This window comes from Longimicrobiales bacterium, assembly GCA_028823235.1.
In the GTDB taxonomy this organism is placed as follows: Bacteria; Gemmatimonadota; Gemmatimonadetes; order Longimicrobiales; family Gaopeijiaceae; genus UBA2589.
The window spans coordinates 1-20,079 of record JAPKBW010000031.1; the positions used below are offsets into that span (position 1 = coordinate 1).

Sequence of the window (20,079 nt, forward strand, 5' to 3'; positions counted from 1 at the left end):
CCCACAACTATATAAAACACACGACAACAGTAGAGTACCTAAAGCTAAATTGGGCTTCATCGCACCGCGTTCCTCAACGAATGTTTTTAAACGTTTCAAGTATCAACAAAAGCTACAACAACAATGTACCTAGGCACCGTCACCCTAGTAGTCTAAGCATCGAACCCGGCAAAATACAATTAGCAAATGTTCTCGGAGCCTGCGTGTGCACCCTGCCTTAGGGAAACAGAGATGCAATGAGTGTCTTTTCAGGAATACTCAATATTTTTTCTACATAGTCCTGGTAGAGCTTATGGCCTAGTGGATTACGAGTAATGATTTCATCGGGGGTGCCTAGCTTGAATTCCTCGTTTCCACTGCCATAGCCGCCCTGAACTTTCCCTGCGACAGCGAAATAGTCCCACTCTGCAAGAATCAGCCAGTAGGCATATTCTTGTGTAAGAATCCGGTGATACGTTTCCGCGTCGTCGATGTCCGCATAACTAGTGATGTCATAGTCACCAGCATCGATAGCCTCCTGCATGGCCCTATACAGTTGTGTATTTTTATCCCTGTAACCCCATGCAGAGGGAAATGTTAGCTCAAACGCGACTGCCGTAACGGTGTGCAGCAAATGCTCCAACACCTCTCCAATTTGGTCAGCGCCAGATCGGCCTTCAAAAATATAGTCCACTGCATTGTCGTCGTAGGGATCGCTTGCCCCAGCATCCATATTTGCGTAGTTGCTCGGAGAACTTAGGCCCACTCTCTGATAGACGTATTGAGAGGAAACAGTCGAGTTGTAACTACCCCTCATAGCTGTATCCACACGGCTTGAGCTTTGGAACATGGCTTCGTAGGCCTTACCAACATTCGTCATAAATGAAGACGAAACATCTGATCTTCCAAAAAGAGCCAGACCATTCTGGGTGACTTTTTGTGTGAAGACATCGTTGGTGCCGTCGGGGTTGGCACCCGACGGACTTGATGGACTATCTCCGCAAGCAACGAAAGCCAAGAGAATAGTTTGAATGAGAATTATTCTCATGACTGTGGTCGACGATACCATTGAATCCATTGGTATTTGGCTCATTTACCTAACAATTCCATAGCTCTTTCTTCAGGAATGATGGTTTGACCTGCGGCACTCACCGGACGAGAGCAATACTTTTTAATCGGTGACCGGAGGAGGGACGCCGCGATCGCGTTCATGACGTTGCAACTGCACCAGCTATTCAATTTAGGGAATGTTCGACCCGTGTGGGATCCAGCGCATTTTCCGATTCCGCACTCCATAAACCAAGACAGAACCCTACCGCGGGAAGAGCCCCGACAAGCCCAACGTGAACCCAACATCCGGGGCTTGGTCCGTGACACCCACAGCAGCGGCCGCGTCCAGTTGCCATCGCGGGTTCAGCAGAAAGGTGCCTCCGAAATTGACGACACCGACGTTCCCGCCGTGCTGGTCTTCCGCGATCTGCTCGAAGGCGATTTCAAGGAAGGCGCCGAGCGAATCAGTGAGCCCCTTCCCGACCACGGCACCGAAGATGCCCGACATAAAGCGTCCGCCGTCAGCGCTATCGTAGAGAATTCCAGGCATGACCCCGATCCCCCAATCGCCCTCCAGCGCCCACTCCGCCACCAACCGGAGCGAGGGCCGCGTCCCGCTGCCGCGGAAATCTTCCGATCCCGTGGGCAGGTCGGTGTGAACCAGGACGGCCATCGCAGGCGCGCTCCCGGTCTCTGGAGCGAAGAACGCCCACTTCAGGCCGACCGCTAAGTCCGAGACACCGTTGGTCGTGAGCCCGGCTGATCCCCGCCCTTCTTCGAGCGTGCTTCGGATGAACCAGTCCGACTCGAGGCGGAACTCCCAGGCGTCCGCGATGCCGACGCGGAAGAGGAAGGGAGTGGTCCAATTCCCTAGCTTCGTTCCAAGGTCCTCCGTTTGGTCGAACGCGACGGATCCTTCAACCTGGACGCTGCCCTTACCCACCGTCGAGCTGGATTCGACGAAGTCGGGCCGGTCCGTACCGATGGACTGGGAGAGAGCCGTCCTCGGGACAACCGCTAGTGACAGTGCAAGGAGTACAACAGAACGAAAGTGAAACATGGCAACCCCGATCGGTGACGTATTAGGCTTGCCTAAACTATCTGAGATCGCCGATTTGCCAAGGACCGTGGCCGGCTCCAATCGCCGCAGCAACTCGGAGATCCCACCACCAGCAGAATACGGGTCCCCCCCCGAGGCCTGTCAGCCGTCCAGCTCAGGATTCCAGTTCATGCAGTCGGGGGCCGGACGACGCGTTGGTGAATAGCTCCTGGGTCCACCTCCGGGGTGAACCACCCGTAGCGCAGATAGTACAACGCTGCCAAGTCGCCCCTTCCCTACGCCGCGTGAGCCCGGTGCGCAGGATCCTCAACACGCTGACCCGGCTCAGTATGCCAAACAGCTATAAACCGCGTGGCCTTTACGTTTCCAGGGGAGCCAAACGATCGATCATCACTTCCGGAACCTATAGCTGAGCTTCAAAAACAGCCCGTCGGCCACGGACCGCACTCGCTCGAAAGTGAACGCGGACGTGTCTTCGAACTGACGCGTATACCCGAAGAATAAGACCGTGCCTGGCGTAGGTTCGTACGCCAGGAGACCCTCGATCCGAAAGTCGTGCGCATCAGAGCCTCGCCTGACCGAGCACGTCCCGCCGTTGCATGAGTAGACCGCCTCTCCTGTCACAGGATCGAGAAGATCGCCTCGGGACTGGGTGGAGTACTCACCGATGCTGCGAACGTAAAGCGCCCTGGACAGCTGATAGCGTATCTGAAGTCGAGGGATCGTCGCGGAGGAATACTTGGATTCGTCTAGGCTACGGAGAATGGTCACGTGACGAGCACCGATTTCAGCCTGTATAGAGCCGGTCGGATATACGGTGAACCCCACATCCGTGCTCCAACGCTCACCGAGCCCCAAGGGCACCGATCGGGAGAAGATCGGTGACTTAGACCAACCCCCTCCGAAGGATATCCTTACCGCATCCCAAGTGCTGACCCAGCCACGCAAACTCAGTGAGTGCAGATTCGAGAATAGATCCTGGCTCGAACTCACCGGAACTAGATCGCCCTCGGACGGCCCGGAATAGAGCCCGTCATAATAAGTCGGGTCGAAAGCGTAAGAGCTTTGCCGGTAGTTCAGGAAACCACCGACATTGCCTCTCAGCGAAGTGCTCAGTCCCACGCCGGCTCGGGTCTCGAGCGGCGTCCCTGCCGACCAAAATCGGCCCTGATCCCACGTGGCGCTGGCGTCGAACGAAGGCCCCCAACTCTCGACCAACGAGCCGCGATCTCCTCGAAACGTATAGCTGGTCCGCCCGTCGACCTGGGTGATGCCCGTACGCCGAATGAAGCCGCTGCCGGCCTGGAAATCGGCCGTGACATCCTCGAATGAGGCGTTCATGGACAGTGCTCGTCCCGAGCGACGCGCGCTCAGGCTGACTAAGGATCCCCAATCGGTGGAACTCCCCGGGCTTCCGTCCGCGCTGCCCGCCGCAAGCATCTCCAGCGTGTAGCGACCCCCAAGCACCAAGCGGGCGTCTGCGCCGAGAACCCGATTGTAGCCTACGCCAGGCTCCGTGCGATCGGTATACACACCTCCGATACTCGACGAACGCCCGAGGTCGCGTTTGAAGCGAAGCAGGTTCACGATTGGCTGGGACGCGCCACCGTCGAGTTTGTCGACCGCCCCGAGGTAAGCAACGTTGAAGGATCCAACCTTGCCAGAGAGCTTGGCTGCGCCGACCGGATTCACGATAGAGCGCGTGTACACGAGCCGCTTCGGCATCGAAAAGACGTCCGTGCCCTCCAGAAAGAAGGGCCTCTGCTCAGGAAGGAAGAGAGCAAACCGCTCGTTTATCGCAATTTGCCCCGCATCCGCCTCGATCTGACTGAAGTCAGGGTTGACCGTCCCATCCAGGGTGAGATTCGACGTGAGCCCATACGTGAGATTCAACCCCATCTCATAGTCCGCCCCATCGCGGACCAGTCGATTGAGCTCGTTCGCCCTGCTTTGGCTGGAGCCCACGAGCGTCGGGTTGATTTCGAGAAACAACCCGGGATCAAGGCCCTTGAGCCCGCGGATTGCTCCGGACTGTTCGAGGCGATTCGCACGCTCACTCGTGATCGGCGCCCACGACTGAGAATAGCCGGTCCGCCGAATCGTCCGCTGAATCTGAAGGCCCCAATCCTGCACTTCCAACTCGGGGAACCGCAGGGACTTGATCGGGATGCGAATCTCGGCGGAGAAACCTTCGTCATCCACTCGGCCGGAAGATTGCCACAAGAAGTCTGGGCTCCAGTCGATCGGGTCGCCGAACCGACCGCTCCCTCCTGCTACCCAAAGGCCGTCCGCTTGAACGCCGAGGGGGTTCACCATAAAGACGTATGCTCGACGTTGATCATTAAACGTGTCGAGCACAACGCGAACATAGTCGTCGGAACGTCCATACCCGTCCCGTTCCGTCAGAGTGGCCCTCACACCCCCGCTTCTATCATCCGCACGAATCGCGAACAGAAACGCGTCGTCCGTGATAATTACCCGGACCGTCGTGTTCTCCGAGGGGCTGCTTCCTTCGATGGGGCTGTACTGCGTGAAGCCTGTGAGTACGGCGGCATCACGCCAGGCAGCTTCGTCCAGACGCCCATCTATGCTGATGTCGACCCCACCTATCCGCGGAACTACGACGTCCAGCTCCCGGGCCGCTCCGTCGTACACAGTCGAGGAATCGGCATGGCTCGAAATAGTCGGAGCCCCAGGGGGATGGGTACCTTCCACGGGTGAGAGTTGGATCGCAGCGAGGAGAAGCGTGGTTCGTAACATTTGAATTGGCGTCTAAGTTTTCTCTCACTATTACTTGTACAAGCCTAATACAAACCTTTTTTGAGTCAAATGCCGGCGTTAGCGCATGGCTCGGGGGTAGCGAGCGAATCCCGCCTCTCCTGAGCAAGTCACAGGAATGCGTAGCCGTCGGGAATGCCGAACCACGTCATCTGGAGCCCAGCAGTATTGATATGAAGACCTGGTGGCCATGGCGGACGAGGCCGCACGACATGGTGTGAAGGTCGCCACCCATGCACACGGCCGGGAAGGTATCCTGGCTGCGGGCCGTGCCGGGGTCGCGTGCGTCCGAACACGGGTTGATGCTTACTGCTTAGATGCCACGACTGGGCTATCCAAAACCCCGGACAATCGAAACTCGCCATAGTCTCGATTCAGAATCATTCGGACCAACACCAGCGTAATTGAGACCCCGCCCGGAAGTCCAATTCAGCGTCCCTAAATGAAAAAGCACAGGGCATAGCCAAGAGCAAGCCCCTTAGCGAAAGCAATCCAAGCAAGGCCGTAATCTGAGATGCCCAGTTTTTTCTTCCACCACTCCAGCTGCCTCGAGTGCCACTCTATGATCGTCATACGTCCCCCCCGAGAGAACTCTAAATTCGCATGAAAAGTTTCTAGGTTTGTTAACTATTTTCCTCGCGGGTACTCAACCTCCATCCTTGAGCACCCGGACCGAGTCGCCGACGATTTCCAGTACTTCTACCGAGCCGCCGTAATCATTTCTTGCCGCGTAATAGGCGGCCATGGCTACGTCGACACGCCAAGCTTGCCCGCCGCATGCGCTAGCAATCCCGGACTCTTGGATGCTATGCCCCATGACGATTCGTTTGGCCTCCAACGCATTCAATGCCTCCTCGAGGACTGAGCATGCCGAAGAATCAGGATCATCAGAGTACAATCGGGTCCACTGGGGACTATCCGAGCCGGACAACACTGAGGGAAGATCCGCCTCCCCTCGAAGCCACGCTTGCGCCGAACTGTTGATCTCGTCGATACCGTACGCGACGTGCTCAGGAAGCACCCCGCCGTGAACAAAGATGTTGTCGCCGACCCGGGCAATCACCTGCCGCTCAGCCAGTAGGTTAGCGTAAGGACCACCAGGCATGAACGCGGCCACACGAGCTCGCTGATGTGGTTCAAACTCGGCGATAGTTGAAGATCTAAAGCTTGCAGATGATCGGTCCCATACTTGAACAGAGTCACTAGGATCGTACTCCACGACGTCCATGAAATCGGCATAGCCGCCGTCCGTCACGTAACGCAAGTCAAGGCGCGCGTTCATGAGTTCGTGGTTGCCCAGTAAGGCGTGGAACGCTCCGCCAGCAGCCTCCGACTCAATCCTTAGCCTCTCGAAGAGATCCAGAATCGCTTGTTCCTGGTCACCGCGGTCGAGTTGGTCACCGGTCTGCACTACGATGAGCTCGCCACCAATCCAACGGTCCTGCTCGTCGATAGCACCTGCGAGACGAAGCGCGCCTCGTGCGGCTTCGAGGTCCCCGTGCACGTCTCCGAAAGCCACGATGCGCTGCTCGCCTTCCCCGACACACGAGGTCGTTAAAATCAGAGCTAGCGCTACCAACACTAATTTTTTCATGATTTACTCTTAAGCGATTGACGGTCGCACGTGCCTGCCTCTGCATCACACCAAATGATTGGTACCCGCTAGAGCCAACGCAAAAACCTAGGTTCTCTTCTAGCCTTCGATTCTATGCCTGCCCCACTCAGGGCCGCTACTCAGGACAAGCAATACAGTGCTGGATAGCCTAGGCGTGGCTGTGTGCCACAGAGGGACTAGGGGCTAGTCGCCGCTTCCCTGCTGGCGTGCGAGATCCTCAACGCCATGATCGGGCCGGACGACAGGACGTTTGGGTTCCGCCTCTTCACCGAAGTCAGCAGGATTACTGACAATCTGTTGGACCTGTTGGACTACCCTTCGCGCTCTCAGAACACGACCGGCGACACTGTTACCGAAGGCGATCACTCCGGTGATACCGACGACCACACCCACAACATTGTTGAGCACAAATAACACCACGACAGCGGCGATCAACCACCGCCACCGAGCCCCTACCCAATCCAGTAGAGTTTCCTTCCAGTCTTGTGATTCCTCACCTGAGATTATCATGATCTTGGGTTCACGTCCGTCCGTGGGAGATCGGTAACTCTATCCGTTCGCGGTGACGCAGGTCTAGACACGACTCAGCGAGAACAACCAGAGATAGGTGCTAACTGTGGCGTCCGATGCACTGATCAGTGTCCTCGGAGAACTCAACATCGCCTGACTAGCACCGCCAGACTGCGAGGTCACTCCGAAAGAGGTGACCCTCTTTGTTCTTGTCAGCCCGCCAACGCAGTGACATCACCCAGGAGTGTAAAGTCCATCTCCTCGTCCGCCATCATTTGAACGTAATCGATCCAAATCCGTGTCGGATACCCACGGCCGGAGTCGAACTCTACTCGTACCTCGTGCGCGTCTCGGTCGTACGCATCCTGCACGAGATCGAAAAGGCCATCGATTGTCCTGAACGTATCGGGTTCACGCGCTACCTCTGATGCAAGTTCGGTGACACCGGTTATGACTCCATCCTTAACGGTTACCCGAACATCGCCCACAAACTGGCAGTGGCAGACTCGGCTAACATCAAACGTGTAGTCTGTTAGGTGTTGGTTTTCCCAGAGTGTGCGGTAGTAAGCCAGGTCGTTTTCAGGCGTAGTCGGGCTCGCACATGCTCCGAGCAGTAGCAGAGTCATTAGTCGGAGTCGCATCACACTCAAATCACAAAGTCATTAGAAGGGGAGAATCCCCTTTCACCGCATCAGAACTTACTGAAAAATCCTGAAATTACTTCACTTGCAATTGTGCCAGTATCGCTCGAAGAACTTGGCCACCTATGTCCCCAATTATCGATTCGGTAATACCACACCTCATTGCCATTTTGTCCGTTCCGGTAATAGAAGGCATTTGTACTTGGGGCGAGAAAGACACTGTCTATTGTGGTAGTGCCATTCAAGTTTGCCCAGAAGGAAACAACCTCATCGGCATGAGGAGCCCCACCCCAACCACCCCAGGCACTCATGCTTCCATCGATTGGAACTACGTCATCATCAACACCATGAATTCGTAACGCCGGTATAGGTTGGGCCGGATTACAATTGTTCCAATCAAATCCACTCATAGTACCGGTGACGGAAGCAATCGCACTGAATGCATCGGAAGCCCCACACGCGAGTGCATAGCTCATGAATCCGCCATTTGACATACCAAAAACAAATGTCCGCTCAGAATCCAGATTATGCTGGGCTTGGAGATCTTCAGCGAGTTTCACCAAGAAACTCAGATCGTCAGTATCGCTAATGCTCAAGTTCGCATTCCAATGCGAATAGCCACGATTATCTAACGTTCCTTCTGGATAAACGACGGCAAAGCCATGAATATCCGCTGCCGCATCCATACCCGAGTACGATTGTAGCCTAGCCCCACTACTTCCATAACCATGAAGTGCCAAGACTAGCGGAGCGTTAGAAGGCAAGTTGTCTGGCTTGTATAAGACAAATTCCCTCGCGGAGACCTCTTCTTCGATGGGAATAGTGCTGCCGCATGAAATGCACCAGAAAAGAACCATCAGAGCGAATGCGAACAGCAGGGCTTTCTTCATCAGTCCATCCTCCATGAGAAGTGTTCTCGCTACGCGCTCGCATGATCAGGCTAGTGCAACACAGAGTCAGGTAGGTGTGGCGGGGTGGCACGGACGGACTAGGAGTTAGTTGTCGTCGGGGGGATGCGCTTCTATACCAGGCATGTCTCTCTTTACTTCTTTAAGTATGGAATCAGTCACAATACCCTGCACGGTGCAGCGATCGGTTCGGTCCCGCGCCGCCTTAGAAAACAGCACGGCTGATCCAACGAATAGCGAAACGAAAAATCCGTTAATGGTCACGATATCCAGCGGGCCACTACCCATCCCCCCGACCAGCGCTATCACGGCGACCAGCGTCTGAGCGAGGGCCGCCGCGAACAACGCGCGTGCCATTCCTTTGGGTTGAAAACGCGCGATGACGGCGCCAGTTGCTCCCACAACTAACACCCCGCCATACATCAGGTTAGCCTGGTTGTCCGCGGACCCAATGATGCCGACGGCACCGTTCACCCAGCCGAGGAGCAACCCAGAGCCTAGTGCAAGACCGACAGCGGCTCGGTATGTGGATTTGCTGGTCTTCCTTGATGCCACTTCAATAGCGATCCCAACTCCGATGAGCATGGCCCCGGTCTGAGCGATATTGTCCACTAAGTTCACCTCACCCATGAACTGCTTCGCAACCAGAGCCAGCAGCAGCAAGAACACTCCGGCGATCCAGCCGGCCATCCGCCAGCGGATCCAGCACCATCTGTCACCCTTCTCCGCATTTCCTGTCATCGGGTTTTGTCTCCTTCCGGTTCCTAAGCCTGTTTGGGCACCCGAAGGTCCGCAACTAAGGACGAGTGAAACTGGGCTAAGCAGCTAGGTGTGGCTGGGTGCCACGGAGGGGCTAGTCGCCGCTTCTCTACTGGCCTGTTTCATCTGCAATCGGCTCCTTCCTCACGCTTCGTTGCGCTTCCTTTCGGAGGTCGCCCAACTAAGTCCGCAATGGATGGGCCTGATGGGCCCGAAGGTTCAGAGATGGCGCTACCCAGTCTTCCACCGAACGAATTACGGAACCCGTATACGGCCTCATCGTCTCCCTATCCAAGTAGGTGTCACCCCGTTGGACTAGGTCATCGAGATTCCTTGGGAAGGGATCAGCACACCCAACCGCTATCAGAGCGAGCGCGAGTAAAAGGGTTCTCTTTATGAGGGGTTAGAACCCTCTAGTCACTTCGATTTTTTCCAAGTAGAAGTTTTGTCGATCTCGTTTCCGCACATGACACCTGTACGCGTTTTTGTGTTCGCCTCTGTATCGATTGTTGTGACGATATCGTAGGCGCAGTTCCCGCTCGTGCCAGTACTCTTGGACCAGTCCCAGCTGCCTACCCACGTGGCGCCCCACTCGCCGGTCGGCTTGCCCTTCGCGTAGTGTCGATCCTTTGCCCAATCCCCGACCCCGGTCAGCGTAATCACGACGTTCTCCACCGCGTCCGAGCGCGTGTATGCACACTCCTCACGAACCTTGGTGCCACTGAACCCCACGTTGTACGTGCGGTCCTCAGGGTCCCAAGTTTTGGTGCCGCTTCCAGCGATAGTGAGTTTCCCACCATCATGACACACCCGGCTTTTCTCGAAGCTATGGGTCCAAACCACGGGCTGGTGACTCAACTGCGGCGCAGGGGAAGGGCCGAGTGAGCCCGAACTGAACACATCATCTATCAGGCTCGAGGTCATTGCGTCCAACTGATCAGCAAGGAACTGCGCATCCAATACGGAAAGCTGCGCTGGCTGAGTACTCGGGAGAGTTGCAGACTCGCACGCTCCGATCAGGAGAACAGCGATAAGCGCTAAGTAACGTTTAATAGGCATGTAGGATCTCCGGACTAATAAAGTGTGCTTGGAAGAACTATCCCGTGTTCAAAACTATAGGCGCACCGGTGCGGTTGTGCCAATGCCGCATTCCCATCCGGGCCCCGATGTGTATTTAGATTTCCGCCAAGGAAAAGGAGTAGGTGTGGCTGGGTGCCACGGAGGGGCTAGGTGGTTCAGAGAACCCATTTTTTCCGTGTCAGTAGCAATCACTTGTTAGACGGTGCGTCAGACTGAGCCACAAGATTATACGAGTCCATCCATGCCGGGATCGATTCACGGTCTGCCTGGCCCGACGTCATTCGACCAACGACGTGTGAGAGTCTGAAGCGTCTCCCCGCGTCAGTCCGGGCGACCCATTGGCTCGGCCGGCTGTTCGCGCCAAGAGCAAACTGCCTATGCCGCCACCGGCACCGAGCATAGGTAGGAATCCGAAGGGCACGATCCAGTTGTTGTTCGGCCAGTCCCCCCACGTCGCACCCACCAAGAGAATGGCAAGGGCGAGGCCGGATGCCACTCCTGCCGCCGCGACACGGGCTATGGAAAGTTCGTCGAGGGAGCGGCCGCGGGCGGCAATCGCAAGGATGCCGGAAAAGCTCAGCGCCAGGCCGGTGGCCCACACCGTCCCAGCGACGATCATGAAAAGGAGGTCGTCTTCCGCCCCCGGGAAGAAGACCGCGCTCACCGCCGCCAGAATAGAGAAGAAGACTGCGGCGAGAGCACCGAAGGTCGCGCCCATCCCGAGGACGCCTCTCAAGATTCGCTTCCAGTCCGACATAGATGGTCTCTTTGGAACACGGCACTTTGTGCTACACAGTACCGTGCAAGGTGTGGGCCACCATATGGGTCAAGGTCGGGACGCCACACTTTTGGCGAGAGCTGCGGAACGCCCCCAGGCTCGAGCCTACGATCACCAGGCCTTCCACGAAGACGCGAAGCTAGGGGATGCCACGCGCCCTCAGTCCTTCAGCGCATGAAGCTCGTCAGTTTTGGCGGCCATGATGAAGTCATTCTGGTGGAGCCCCCTGATCTTGTGGGTCCACCAAGTCACGGTGACTCGGCCCCATTCAGTCAAAAGCGCCGGATGATGGCCTTCCTCTTCGGCCAAGACTCCGACCTCATTCGTAAATCCTAGTGCGCTAATAAAGTCGGGAAACGTGAAGACGCGCTCCAGCCGCTGGATTTCATCACGCTCAACAAGCTCCCACCGGGGAACTGCTGTGCACAGCGCGCCCCTCTCATCTTCCGTTACAGTCGGAGCGCCCACTCGGCACGCTACACATTTCATTTGCGCTATCTGTTCCATCTTTCCTCACTGCTCCTGTCGAACGTCCGGGCCGATCAATCTCTGAGCTTCTTGGCTTTCGCGAGTGAAAATGGTCTGAGCCAAACAGTTCTCAATTCAGTCGCTCGTGCAGGGTACTACCCTGTGGCTGAGCCCCGTCTAGCTATCCATTTATCTACTATTATCCACTATCCATACGCCTCACCAATGTTCCACACGCCCTTCCCCTCCTGACCGTTCTCATGCCAGGCCTCAAACGGGCCGTACGGTGGCGCACACCCAGACGCTGTAAGGGCGAGCGCGGTCAGCAGGGTTCTCTTCATGCCTTCATTCGGCCCCAGTCCCACTCAGAACCGCAACTCAGGACGAGTGAAGTAGTGTGTATATGTTCAGCGCGAGGAAGGGTGCGCCGGTAGAGGGGAAGCTCCCGTCCTTTGGTAGCGTGCACATAGCCTTCACCCCACCTTCAGATCATGAATTATCGTGGGACGAGAGAGACTCTGAGGGTCAAGCTACACGGTCTCGTAGCTGCGACCTTGCTCCTCGCGTGCGGAGACAACGCAACCGCCCCTATCGTTGTCGAATCGCCCCCGGTTCCTTGCTTGTCGACAGAATCGATCTGTACGGAACGAATCGCGATCGGGACTTCCCTGTACCTTCCTGTCTTCAGTACACACTCGTTATATGAAGGGAACGATAAAGTCACCCGCGGCTTAATCATCGTGCACGGCACCGGCCGTAACGCGGACGACTACTTCCGCAGAGGCTTCCTGGCAGCGGAAGCCGCCGGACTACAGCAGCGCACCGTCGTGGTTTCACCACACTTTCAAACCTCGTCGGATGGCCCTGCCGCCGATGAGCCGTTCTGGAGCAGCGGAGGTTGGAAGCGCGGAAGTCTTTCTTCCTCCGATGGGCCACGCCCTCGAGTGAGCTCGTACACTGCGATCGATAACATCGTCGGACTTCTGTCCGATCCAGCACGTTTTCCGGCACTGACAGAAATTGTTATGACCGGTCATTCGGCGGGCGGACAGGTCGCCCACCGATATGCCGCTGCGAGTCGTGCTGAGGAGAACTTCGGGGCCGTCTCATTTCGTTATGTTGTGGCGAATCCATCGACGTATCTCTACCTCCGTCCCGAGCGAGAGGTGGACAGCACTTTCGTCGTTCCCGATGTATCAGGATGTCCGGGCTATGACGACTGGCACTACGGCATCCAATCACCCTCCAACTACGCGACGGGGGTTGGAGTGGACACCATCCGGGCTCAGTTGATACGCCGAGACGTTCGTATCCTGATCGGGAGCGCCGATACCCTCAGTGCGCAATTAGATGTTAGCTGTGGTGCGAATCTGCAGGGTCGCCATCGGTTTGAGCGTGGTCAAACCCTTGTGCGCTTCATGGACTGGCTCTCTAGCCCCCATCGGCACCAGGAGATGATCGTCCCTGGCTCGGGGCACTCAAGCAGTCGCATGTACCTCTCGGCGGTGGGGCTCGATGCCCTATTCGGCAAGTAAAAAGTTCGGATTTCCAACTGCCCATGAGCTAACCGAAAAGTAAACCCGCCCCCTGATTCCGCAGATCCGCAACTCAGACAAGAAAAACACTGTTCATAGGTTCTGAGTCGGTGGCAGTTGAATAGAGGGGTGCCCGGTACTGGGGAGGGCTAGTTACCGTCTTCTTCTCCTGGTCGGTGACCTGCCGGTTGGCATCACCTTTGCCGGAACTGCGTGGTCCGAGTCGCTTCTGCTCGCGGCCGAATACGACTAGGAGGCCACAGGCGCGGGTCCCGCCTCCGAGGCGGATCGAGAGCGCGTCAACTCAGCGCTGAGCGAAGGCCCGCGCTTCCAGCGACGGAAGCACGGGCCTTGCAACCGCCAGCACGGCAGCATCAAGAACTTGGAACGGTGCTTCCTACAGGGGCTTATCTGGGTTCGCGATCGTGCGCCACATATGAGCCGTCGGACTGTTGTCATACCCGAGTCCTTCGGGAGGCTGCCTGAAGTTTCGTTCGATGATCTCAATGAACGGATCGATGGTAAGCGCCGCTCCCTCTTCAAAGGCATACAGATCACAGACTGTGATCAGCCGAGCCTCCATATACCATTCATGGCCTCGTGCATGTTCGTACGCCTCCCGGATGTAGTCCGGCGGAACGTAGTTTTCGCCGAAAATTCGAACATAGAGGTCGGGGTACTCATATCCCACGTCGTCATCACGATAGAACCTCAGCGCTCCGTGATACCGGATGCCCCACTCGATTCGCTCTTCGACATAGGGCGCGTAGAGCTGAGCGCCCCACCATCCGTGATCGGCTTTGATCAACCCCTGAACACCATCGTGCAGCAGGCAAGCCATGACGGTTCGCTCGGGGTAGCCACCCGTCAGCGCATGATTAGCGCTCTGAAGACAGTGTGATTTCGCGGCTAACCTAAGATTGAAAAAGTCGAGCCATGTGGGCTTGTCCGGCATCGGCTCGAGGGGAGTGTCCGATGCTCGCAACAGACTTCCCGCGCCTCTAGGCGCCGACGTTTGCCTCTGTGCCAATGCAGCTCGATCAGCTTCATCAATCTGGTCGAGCATGTAGTGCTCTAGAGCCTCCGCCTTCTCTTCTGGGTCCATCAGTTCCAAAGCACCGACGCCCAGAGTTGCCAGGAAAGCCTTCCGATTGACCTCAATCATGCGTCCTCCTCGCCATCGGATGAATTCTGAGCGGACCCCATTGATCTGACACCAGAACCCATCACACCTAAGACGCATACTTGGGGTGAGAAGAAGACCGGGCAAGCTGTCGCCCGGCTGCATCCCACCATGCGGGACATTCGCCGTGTTCATTTCAATGGACCTGCGCCGGCGACGCACTAACCCGCGAATAGTTTTGTGCTCAGTAAAAAGGGGCCGATTGGGGCGAGAGCACGGGGGCGGTAGTTACCGCTGGAATACGCCTCTACGCAGGCTCACTGCCGCTACGTGGGACACGTCCCCGATACTGGCTGAGCAAGCCAAGAGATCGCGCCCGTTGATAGAGAGCACAGGGTAGGCATCCTGTAGCACTTCGCGCTGCACCCGTTCTGAGTAGTAGGACGTGGTAACATACGCGCCGACCCAACCGCGCCTTAGCCGAGCTAACGTTCACGTGAGGAGTGCTTTGGGGCGGTATGGAGGCTTCTGGAGGGAGCGCAAAGACGACTTCTCATCACCTCCACAGCGTCCACGATCTGTTCGAACGACTCGGCGACAAACAGGACGTCCTGCAGGCAATCGATCTCGAAGGCCTGATCAATAACGTGGTCGAGGTTGAACGGGCGCCGAACACAGTTATCGCTGAGGGAGTTAGCGGCGTCGTCAGCGGATGAGATGAGTCCACTTCCGTAGATCCGCGTCTCCCCGCCCTCTCGGATCAAGCCGAACTCCACGGTGAACCAGAATAACCTCGCCATCTGCGTGACTTGATCAGGAGTACTCGCACTTGACGCGACCTGCCCGAAGGTATGAAGAAAATCGGCAAACGCTCGATCGGCGTGGAGAGGCACGTGTCCAAACACGTCATGGAAGATGTCAGGCTCGGGGAGATAATCGAGTTGGTCCATCGGTCGCACGATGACCGTCGTGGGGAACTGACGGAGCGCCAGGCAACGGAAGAAATCCTGTGCAGGGATGAATCCGCGCACAGGCATCGCGGCCCACTCGGTGCGTCGAGCGAGGCGCTCGTTCACACGCCGAAGATCCGGTATCGCAGAGCCGTTCAAATCGATCGTTCTCGCGCCCTCCAGGTAGGCTCGACTAGCCGTGCGTTCGAGGTCGATCATGCGGCGGTTGTGAAGGATCCTCCATACCTCATGGTCCTCAGGGCGGTACTTCGCCCACTGCTGTGTGGTCACGAAAGGTTGTGCGAAGGCGAGAGCTTCGGGCGTATCGCGTGTCATGTCGTACCAGGTTGAGGGCACAAAAAAACGGCCCGTGGATCTCTCCACGGGCCGCCAGTACTTCCGGGTCAGAACTACGCTAGCGCGATATCTCTCCGGGGCTGCCCATGGGTCGGGGAGCCCGATAATAGAAATCGGCGGCGTAGCACTGCATCGTTATCATGGGAGGACCCTACCCGTTCGTTCGATGACCGTCAACGCGGTGGTTTCGCGACCGCCGGTTTCCTAACAGGATTTTGCTACTGCCGTGGGTTGTCTCGTTTCGCCAAGGTGTACCCGAGATAACTAGGGTGTGGCTGGGTGCCACGGAGTTGGGCTAGTTGCCGTCTACTAGGCCGCGTCTCAACAGCTTGGGTGGGTTCACGGTCGATCCATCTGGTCCATGTTGTAAGTGCCCTCAGACCAAAACTGACCGTTTAGCCCTACGGTCCGCCTAGCTCACCAGCCGCGTGGGTGGCCTTCATTCTCCAGCTGCCTGTCTGTACGATCGCTTGTCCCACAATTCGTGGGCAGCTGAACTTTGGAACTGGACGGAATCAATAGCCCCGATTGAGGTCCACCACATTGAGCATGCGGTCTCCCGTGACGTACCGCCGCAGGTTTTCACGGTACAGAAGAAATTGGTTGTCGCGATATCGATTCGAGTAGTCCGATACGTGAGGGGTCATGACGACGCGCGCCATATCCCAAAGGCCGAAATCCTGCTGAGGTAGGTCGTCTGTGCCATATCCGGCGATCGTCCCCGAAGCGAGGGCCGCCTTGAGGTCGTCCCACTTGATCACAGGGGTCCGCACGACACTGACGAAATAGGCCGTCTCCTTCATGGAGTCGAAGAACCGGGCGTCGAACATCTCCTCGGTATCAGGCGTCATTGGTACCGAGGCGAACACGACATCGGCTTCACCCGCTAGCGTATACATCTCGTCTGAAAGTCCTACGTACTCCACGAAGTCGGGGCCCGGCGTAGGGGTATTTCGTGTAGCGATCACCCTCATCCCCAAGGCGTGCGCGAGGCGACCCACCTCGGTCCCAATGCTCCCCAGACCGACGAGAAGAAGCGTGTTGTCCTGGAACTCTCGGTCGAGGTTTGCGTCCTTCACGACGTCGGTAGTGATTCGCCCCCACACATGGGCTCTCTGCCGATCAAGGTGGATGTCCATCCCACCGATCAGCGAGAGAATGATCGTAAGCGCGTGCTGGGCGCTAGCCGACGCGGTCATGCTCCGGATGGACGTGGTGAGGATGTTGTTCTCCTGCAAGAACGCGTTGGTCTCGGGCGCATCTACTCCGTTGGTGAAGCATCGATCGACCCCCACACTGCCAGACTGAATCCAGCGGATCTCCGGCCCGACCACGCCCACCGTGCTCGCGCTGCATCCGAGGCCTATGACGACCTGCGCGTCGACCAACACGCCGCGGTCCACTGCATCGCCCTGGCTCCTCACCGGAACCAGCTCTACCCCCGGCGCGACGGCTTGGAGGAACGCCATGCGCTCCTCGCGGATGTCCCACTCCTCCGGTAGCACCACCACAACCTTGGTCGGCGGAGCCCAGCCCGGCATATCGCGTGCGGGCACCTCACTCTCTCGGAGGTTAAATGCGCCAACCAGCTGGTCCGACGTGAAGGCTTCGTAGGAGCCGCTCGGGAGGCCCGCTGGCTGAGATGTGTCTTCGGCGGCAGGTGAGCAGGCGACAGTAAGAGCGCAGAAGCTAGCCATTGCCAGCTTCGGGGCATGTAGCCGGTGTCTCAGTTGCGTTGTGCGTATCACGATTCCCTGCTTTGCCGGAGAAGTCACGTGCGGATGACGGCGATGCCGATCTTCCGGGAAGAAGGCACGCAGTTGGCGGCCTGGCAAGTAGAATCCGAGCAGCCTAACGACGGGTGAGGTCGTAGGGCGTCGACCAGGCTTCCGACAACGCTTCCTTTGACTGCCAATGTGTCATCACTGGGGGGCTTTTCGACGACCCCGGCCCACATCGCGAAAGCCTTATAACTTTGGCAGATACTGAGGTTAACCTTGACGGCTCCAAGGAGTCCGGCGCTATCAGTTTGTGGGAACCAATCTTAGCCAAGTATACGTTTCTCAGAGATAAAGAGATTATGAAGCTTATAGCACAGCAGATTGGCTAAGGGCGTACGCAATGCGAATGCATTGAGAGTTCAGGTTTGAACCAGAACTGCGTTCCCGCGCCCGCACGCAAGCTGGCCGTCCTGACTGTCTTCGCACTCTGCGCGTGCGGCGATGCGCCGAGCACACCGGATACGGCCGAGCCTGGTCCGGAACCGGGCGTCCCCACCTGGGAGCGGCAAGGAATGAGCGGCCACATCGGAGTCCAGCTTAACGGCGGTCAGCCGGAGGCGGGGTTCGAGTACGGAATCAGCTACTACAGCTCCGTTTTCTCCCTGAACGATCGACAGGCCGAGGGCGCCCAGCTCGGATGGGGTTCGTGGCTGATTCCCGACAACCGCTCTTTCACTCAAGCGCTCTGCCCGGTCGGCACTGTTGCGCGCGACAATTGGCCGGAGCGGGGTCCGACCTATCGCGACGTCTACCAGACGATGGAAGGTGGCCTGGGGCAGTGGACCACCACTCGCTTTCCTTCGAGCCGTCCGAAGTTTCGCGCGAACAGCACGCCCGACTGCTACTCAAGCCAAGTGGCGACCCCCGGCTGGGAGTTCTATACGACGCCGCTCTCCGACGACAAGCTCGGATTAGCTCAGCTGAGTAATCAACTTCTTCTGCCGCCAGACGGAATGACGCTCGACACGACGGGCTCGCCCACGGTGCTTGGGTACGGGTGGCTCGCACTTCCGATCGTCGCGGCCCACACCTCGCCTCGCGGTGTTGTGACAGGCGATCAGAGTTGGACGCTCTTTCTGCACGCCTCGAACTTCACCGGCCCGGTCGCGTTCTTCACCCCAGAAACGTGGAGCGCGGTCAACGCCACGGACCCGACGGGCACGGGAAGAGGGCACGATGCGCGGCCCGCCTATCATCCACAGGTCGCGCTGGAGGTGGGTAACACACCGATGATCACATCGCGCGACTCCAAAGGGACGCTGTACCGTCGCATTCCCAGGCTCACCTTTCCTGTCGATGTGGACGGCGACGCGCTGCTGATTCGCGACGTTCGCTACTACTCGAAGCAGGCCATCTGGGACGGGATCGCCGCGTGGATCGCCAACGGCACGCCGACGACCGAGTTCCAGTCGGCCGGAGCCTTCGCCCCTCGGATGGACTCGCGATTCTTCGGGGTCCGCTTGGGCGGATCCCCGATCATCCCCGACCAGTGGGTCGGCGAGAGCAATGAATTCAATGCGGCGGTCGTCGCGACTCCCGGCGGCGACGCTTTCGCCCTGACCTGGTCGAGTGCGCTAGAAGCGGGTGTGCTGCCCGAGTACTACGTACAAATCACGGGCGGATGGAGTGCGGTTCCAGCCTCCGCGGTGCCGACCGAGACCGGCCTTGCTGCGCAGGTCTTTCCTCCGGCCCCCCGGGGCACGATCGAGGACCTGGACGACTCGGCGGACTCGCCGTGGAGCTCCGCGCTTTGGGCAGCCGGCCCCTTCACGGCGAACCTGAACGACGGGTCGAACGTCGACTACGTCTGGTACCGCTTCATCGATCAGCCGGCGATCACCCGTCTGGGGCTCGAGGCCTCCGAGCTCGCCCAGCTCCAGAGCTGGGCGGAGTCACTGCACATGAACGCGGGCGTGAACGGTGTCTCGTTCGCGCCCCCGTCATCCGGAACGCTCGCGACGATCCAGGCCACGGCGCTCGTCACCCCACCCACCGGGTTGGAAGCGGGCTACGTACCGATCGTGATTCGCCAGTACTGAGGGGTCTGGTAGCGCCGCTGACGCTGATTCTGAACGGATGCGAGGCGATCGGTAGTGTGTCATTCCCTGATTCTGCCACCGTACGCCGTAGTGCCGTGACTTAGACGGGGCACCTCGCCGGACGCGCAAAACAGTGCTCGATAGCTGGGCGTAGCCGGCTGCCACGGAGGGGGGGGCTAGGGGCTGCTGTCGCCGTCTTCTAGGTCCGAGGGCAGCGTCACTTTTCGGCTCCCTATCTTCTTAATTTAATCTTGATTCTAGGGTCTCCTTCCACAGAACTATCCCTAGACATTGCATCTTCAATGATTCCTTGGATTTCAAGATCAAACTCGCTTAGAGACCCTAAATCCAGATCCTCCAACTCACTAAGCGAACCCTCGAATTGAAAAACTTCCTCATTAGTAGAATCACTCATTCCTTCAGAATGATCAGGTTTGGTGAGTTGTCCATTCAGAATTATTGAACCTCCAATAATCCCGCCGATAATCAGTGCCGACAACACATTATCTTTCACGATTTCCCTCATCCTCAACAGTAGAGTTCTCTTCGTACCCTGATTCTGCCCCTGCACCACTCATGCCCGCAACTAACGACGCGCAAAACACCGCTCGGTAGCTAGGTGTGGCTGGGTGCCACGGAGAGGCTAGTTGCCGGGAGGACAGGGGTCG

Annotated in this window: 18 protein-coding genes; 2 read left to right on the forward strand and 16 right to left on the reverse strand. The window is 57.6% G+C overall.

The window, feature by feature from the left end; translation table 11 throughout:
• Positions 1 to 217: 217 nt before the first annotated feature.
• The 12 genes from OSA81_12420 to OSA81_12475 all read right to left on the reverse strand — a co-directional run bounded on the left by OSA81_12420 (position 218) and on the right by OSA81_12475 (position 11,967).
• Positions 218 to 1,027, reverse strand: coding sequence for a hypothetical protein (locus OSA81_12420; protein MDE0899814.1), 810 nt, complete (start codon positions 1,025 to 1,027; stop codon positions 218 to 220).
• Positions 1,028 to 1,291: 264 nt separating this feature from the next.
• The gene (locus OSA81_12425) at positions 1,292 to 2,089 is read right to left on the reverse strand and encodes a transporter (GenBank protein MDE0899815.1); all 798 of its coding nucleotides are present in this window, start codon (positions 2,087 to 2,089) and stop codon (positions 1,292 to 1,294) included.
• Positions 2,090 to 2,479: 390 nt separating this feature from the next.
• On the reverse strand, positions 2,480 to 4,849 hold the full coding sequence (locus OSA81_12430; protein MDE0899816.1) for a DUF5916 domain-containing protein: 2,370 nt from the start codon (positions 4,847 to 4,849) through the stop codon (positions 2,480 to 2,482).
• A 664-nt stretch (positions 4,850 to 5,513) separates the two neighbouring features.
• Positions 5,514 to 6,461 (reverse strand): metallophosphoesterase, encoded by a 948-nt coding sequence (locus OSA81_12435; protein ID MDE0899817.1) that lies wholly within the window; start codon positions 6,459 to 6,461, stop codon positions 5,514 to 5,516.
• A gap of 204 nt (positions 6,462 to 6,665) precedes the next feature.
• Positions 6,666 to 6,992 carry a hypothetical protein gene (locus OSA81_12440; GenBank protein MDE0899818.1) on the reverse strand — a complete coding sequence of 109 codons (327 nt, stop codon included), beginning with the start codon at positions 6,990 to 6,992 and terminating at the stop codon, positions 6,666 to 6,668.
• A 212-nt stretch (positions 6,993 to 7,204) separates the two neighbouring features.
• Entirely contained in the window at positions 7,205 to 7,633 is a 429-nt protein-coding gene (locus OSA81_12445) for a DUF6174 domain-containing protein (protein ID MDE0899819.1), read from the reverse strand.
• Between the two features lie 50 nt (positions 7,634 to 7,683).
• On the reverse strand, positions 7,684 to 8,523 hold the full coding sequence (locus tag OSA81_12450; protein MDE0899820.1) for a prolyl oligopeptidase family serine peptidase: 840 nt from the start codon (positions 8,521 to 8,523) through the stop codon (positions 7,684 to 7,686).
• Positions 8,524 to 8,628: 105 nt separating this feature from the next.
• On the reverse strand, positions 8,629 to 9,282 hold the full coding sequence (locus OSA81_12455; GenBank protein ID MDE0899821.1) for a hypothetical protein: 654 nt from the start codon (positions 9,280 to 9,282) through the stop codon (positions 8,629 to 8,631).
• A 435-nt stretch (positions 9,283 to 9,717) separates the two neighbouring features.
• Positions 9,718 to 10,359: a hypothetical protein gene (locus OSA81_12460; protein ID MDE0899822.1), complete on the reverse strand. Its 642-nt coding sequence runs from the start codon at positions 10,357 to 10,359 to the stop codon at positions 9,718 to 9,720.
• A 298-nt stretch (positions 10,360 to 10,657) separates the two neighbouring features.
• Positions 10,658 to 11,137 (reverse strand): hypothetical protein, encoded by a 480-nt coding sequence (locus OSA81_12465; protein ID MDE0899823.1) that lies wholly within the window; start codon positions 11,135 to 11,137, stop codon positions 10,658 to 10,660.
• 180 nt (positions 11,138 to 11,317) lie between these two features.
• Positions 11,318 to 11,665 (reverse strand): 4a-hydroxytetrahydrobiopterin dehydratase, encoded by a 348-nt coding sequence (locus tag OSA81_12470; GenBank protein ID MDE0899824.1) that lies wholly within the window; start codon positions 11,663 to 11,665, stop codon positions 11,318 to 11,320.
• Positions 11,666 to 11,832: 167 nt separating this feature from the next.
• On the reverse strand, positions 11,833 to 11,967 hold the full coding sequence (locus OSA81_12475) for a hypothetical protein (GenBank protein MDE0899825.1): 135 nt from the start codon (positions 11,965 to 11,967) through the stop codon (positions 11,833 to 11,835).
• A 279-nt stretch (positions 11,968 to 12,246) separates the two neighbouring features.
• On the opposite strand from OSA81_12475, the gene OSA81_12480 reads away from it, so the two are divergent.
• Positions 12,247 to 13,161 carry a hypothetical protein gene (locus OSA81_12480; protein ID MDE0899826.1) on the forward strand — a complete coding sequence of 305 codons (915 nt, stop codon included), beginning with the start codon at positions 12,247 to 12,249 and terminating at the stop codon, positions 13,159 to 13,161.
• A 397-nt stretch (positions 13,162 to 13,558) separates the two neighbouring features.
• On the opposite strand, the gene OSA81_12485 is transcribed toward OSA81_12480, so the two are convergent.
• The 3 genes from OSA81_12485 to OSA81_12495 form a co-directional block, all read right to left on the reverse strand.
• Positions 13,559 to 14,326, reverse strand: coding sequence for a hypothetical protein (locus tag OSA81_12485; protein MDE0899827.1), 768 nt, complete (start codon positions 14,324 to 14,326; stop codon positions 13,559 to 13,561).
• Between the two features lie 443 nt (positions 14,327 to 14,769).
• Entirely contained in the window at positions 14,770 to 15,570 is an 801-nt protein-coding gene (locus OSA81_12490; protein MDE0899828.1) for a phenylalanine 4-monooxygenase, read from the reverse strand.
• A 536-nt stretch (positions 15,571 to 16,106) separates the two neighbouring features.
• Complete coding sequence (locus tag OSA81_12495; protein MDE0899829.1) at positions 16,107 to 17,288, reverse strand: hypothetical protein; 1,182 nt, start codon at positions 17,286 to 17,288, stop codon at positions 16,107 to 16,109.
• A 596-nt stretch (positions 17,289 to 17,884) separates the two neighbouring features.
• On the opposite strand from OSA81_12495, the gene OSA81_12500 reads away from it, so the two are divergent.
• The gene (locus OSA81_12500) at positions 17,885 to 19,411 is read left to right on the forward strand and encodes a hypothetical protein (GenBank protein ID MDE0899830.1); all 1,527 of its coding nucleotides are present in this window, start codon (positions 17,885 to 17,887) and stop codon (positions 19,409 to 19,411) included.
• Between the two features lie 232 nt (positions 19,412 to 19,643).
• On the opposite strand, the gene OSA81_12505 is transcribed toward OSA81_12500, so the two are convergent.
• Complete coding sequence (locus OSA81_12505; GenBank protein MDE0899831.1) at positions 19,644 to 19,925, reverse strand: hypothetical protein; 282 nt, start codon at positions 19,923 to 19,925, stop codon at positions 19,644 to 19,646.
• Positions 19,926 to 20,079 lie beyond the last annotated feature (154 nt).

Bases quoted from the DNA above. Each gene is read 5' to 3' on its own strand.
- OSA81_12420 (MDE0899814.1), bottom strand. From the start codon at position 1,027: ATGAGAATAATTCTCATTCAAACTATTCTCTTGGCTTTCGTTGCTTGC.
- OSA81_12425 (MDE0899815.1), bottom strand. From the start codon at position 2,089: ATGTTTCACTTTCGTTCTGTTGTACTCCTTGCACTGTCACTAGCGGTT.
- OSA81_12430 (MDE0899816.1), bottom strand. From the start codon at position 4,849: ATGTTACGAACCACGCTTCTCCTCGCTGCGATCCAACTCTCACCCGTG.
- OSA81_12435 (MDE0899817.1), bottom strand. From the start codon at position 6,461: ATGAAAAAATTAGTGTTGGTAGCGCTAGCTCTGATTTTAACGACCTCG.
- OSA81_12440 (MDE0899818.1), bottom strand. From the start codon at position 6,992: ATGATAATCTCAGGTGAGGAATCACAAGACTGGAAGGAAACTCTACTG.
- OSA81_12445 (MDE0899819.1), bottom strand. From the start codon at position 7,633: ATGCGACTCCGACTAATGACTCTGCTACTGCTCGGAGCATGTGCGAGC.
- OSA81_12450 (MDE0899820.1), bottom strand. From the start codon at position 8,523: ATGAAGAAAGCCCTGCTGTTCGCATTCGCTCTGATGGTTCTTTTCTGG.
- OSA81_12455 (MDE0899821.1), bottom strand. From the start codon at position 9,282: ATGACAGGAAATGCGGAGAAGGGTGACAGATGGTGCTGGATCCGCTGG.
- OSA81_12460 (MDE0899822.1), bottom strand. From the start codon at position 10,359: ATGCCTATTAAACGTTACTTAGCGCTTATCGCTGTTCTCCTGATCGGA.
- OSA81_12465 (MDE0899823.1), bottom strand. From the start codon at position 11,137: ATGTCGGACTGGAAGCGAATCTTGAGAGGCGTCCTCGGGATGGGCGCG.
- OSA81_12470 (MDE0899824.1), bottom strand. From the start codon at position 11,665: ATGGAACAGATAGCGCAAATGAAATGTGTAGCGTGCCGAGTGGGCGCT.
- OSA81_12475 (MDE0899825.1), bottom strand. From the start codon at position 11,967: ATGAAGAGAACCCTGCTGACCGCGCTCGCCCTTACAGCGTCTGGGTGT.
- OSA81_12485 (MDE0899827.1), bottom strand. From the start codon at position 14,326: ATGATTGAGGTCAATCGGAAGGCTTTCCTGGCAACTCTGGGCGTCGGT.
- OSA81_12490 (MDE0899828.1), bottom strand. From the start codon at position 15,570: ATGACACGCGATACGCCCGAAGCTCTCGCCTTCGCACAACCTTTCGTG.
- OSA81_12495 (MDE0899829.1), bottom strand. From the start codon at position 17,288: ATGGCTAGCTTCTGCGCTCTTACTGTCGCCTGCTCACCTGCCGCCGAA.
- OSA81_12500 (MDE0899830.1), top strand. From the start codon at position 17,885: ATGAGCGGCCACATCGGAGTCCAGCTTAACGGCGGTCAGCCGGAGGCG.